The sequence below is a fragment of the Streptomyces sp. HSW2009 genome (assembly GCF_040240285.1).
In the GTDB taxonomy this organism is placed as follows: domain Bacteria; phylum Actinomycetota; class Actinomycetes; order Streptomycetales; family Streptomycetaceae; genus Streptomyces.
The window spans coordinates 1-1,593 of the sequence record NZ_JBEHZD010000953.1 but is presented as its reverse complement, the minus strand read 5'-3'; the positions used below and the strand labels follow the sequence as shown (position 1 = coordinate 1,593).

The 1,593-nt window shown below is 74.5% G+C and carries 2 protein-coding genes; one reads left to right on the top strand and one right to left on the bottom strand.

What is annotated here, in order from left to right; genetic code table 11:
• Positions 1-143: 143 nt before the first annotated feature.
• Positions 144-338, bottom strand: coding sequence for a DUF3046 domain-containing protein (locus AAHZ94_RS33795; RefSeq protein ID WP_349997514.1), 195 nt, complete (start codon positions 336-338; stop codon positions 144-146).
• 80 nt (positions 339-418) lie between these two features.
• On the opposite strand from AAHZ94_RS33795, the gene AAHZ94_RS33790 reads away from it, so the two are divergent.
• Positions 419-1,363, top strand: a complete 945-nt coding sequence (locus tag AAHZ94_RS33790; RefSeq protein ID WP_349997513.1) for a hypothetical protein — start codon at positions 419-421, stop codon at positions 1,361-1,363.
• Positions 1,364-1,593: the final 230 nt, after the last annotated feature.

Sequence of the window (1,593 nt, the reverse complement as noted above, 5' to 3'; positions counted from 1 at the left end):
GCTCCGTGGCTCCGTGGCTCCGTGGCTCCGTGGCTCCGTGGCTCCGTGGCTCCGTGGCTCCGTGGCTCCGTGGCTCCCGGTGGGAGGGTGCCCGGGGGGCACGGCGGGCGCCAGTCCTCCGGGAGGGGTACCGGTCGCGAGTGTCAGCGCTTCTCGTACGGGACGTCGACGGCCACGCACACCCCGCGCCACACGTCCTTGGCGCTCCAGCCGGCGGCCAGTGCCTCGTGCACCGTCCGCCCGCCCAGTTCGGACATCACGTGATCGCGCGCGAAGGAGTCCGCGTACGCCTCGCCGAAATGATCCGCCATTCGCTGCCAGAAGACCGTCAACCGCATGGGCCCAGTATCCCGCCCCTGAGAGTGCAGCCGGCTCGCAACCGGCGTCCGGCCCCCGCCTCCGGTCCTACGGTCAGGGGATGGACCCCGCACCGACCTCATCCCTCGCCCGCGCCGAGCACTTCATCTGGCTCACCGCCCGTGTGCTGGAGCAGCGCAGGTTCGGCTACCACTTCCTGCCCTCGCGCGAAGGCGATCGGGACCGCGCCGCCGATGCGGTGGAGCGGGCGCTGGCCGCCTACCAGAACGACGACGGCGGTTACGGGCACGCCCTGGAGCCCGACCTGCGCGGCCCGGTCAGCCAGCCCCTGCACACCGCGCACGCGCTCCGGGTGCTCGACGAGATCGACCGGTGCGGCGGACCGGGGATGGAACAGGTCTGCCGGTACCTGACCGGGATCTCCACGCCCGACGGCGCGCTGCCTGCGCTCCACCCCTCGCTGCGCGGGTACCCCGCCGCTCCGTGGCTGCCGGTACCCGACGCCCCATCGAGCGACCTGCTCGCCACCGGCCCGGTCACGGGGCTGCTGCACCGGGGCGGCGTCTGGCACGCCTGGCTCTTCCGGGCCACGGACTTCTGTTGGTCGGCCGTGGAGGAACTGGCCGACGGCGCCCCGACGCACCCGTACGAGGTCATCGCCGCCCTCACCTTCCTGAACTGGGTGCCGGACCGCAGCCGCGCCACCACGGTCGCGGAGCGACTGGGCACGCGCGTGCGCGGGCAGGGGCTGGTCGTGCTCGACCCGCGCGCAGCGGCCAGCCATCCGGTGCCCGACGGGTACGCCCCGGGGGAACACCACTTCGCGCACGACTTCGCGCCCCGTCCCGGCTCCGTCGCTCGTTCCTGGTTCTCCGACGCGGAGCTGACCGCCTCGCTCGACCACCTGGCGGCGGCGCAACAGGACGACGGCGGCTGGCCGCTCACCTGGGGCCAGTGGGCACCCGGCACCGCACTGGAGTGCCGCCCCATAGTGACCATCGACGCCTTGCTGACCCTCCGCGCCTACGGTCGCCCGCTGCACTGACCGCCCCGGACGAGGCTGGCTTCAGCCCCGCCCCATCGTTGGCGGCGCCATGGCACCACGCCATCGCGAATCAGTGAAGCGGTGAAGCGACGACCCGCCTGCCATCGCCCGCGCGCCCGCGCGAGGGGCAACGGGGCACCACGCACCCGCCACCCGGGGCACGGGGCACGGGGCACGGGGCACGGGGCACGGGGCACGGGGCACGGGGCACGGGGCACGGGGCACGGGGC

Coding starts and splice junctions, on each gene's coding strand:
- AAHZ94_RS33790 (WP_349997513.1), top strand. CDS start 419: ATGGACCCCGCACCGACCTCATCCCTCGCCCGCGCCGAGCACTTCATC.
- AAHZ94_RS33795 (WP_349997514.1), bottom strand. CDS start 338: ATGCGGTTGACGGTCTTCTGGCAGCGAATGGCGGATCATTTCGGCGAG.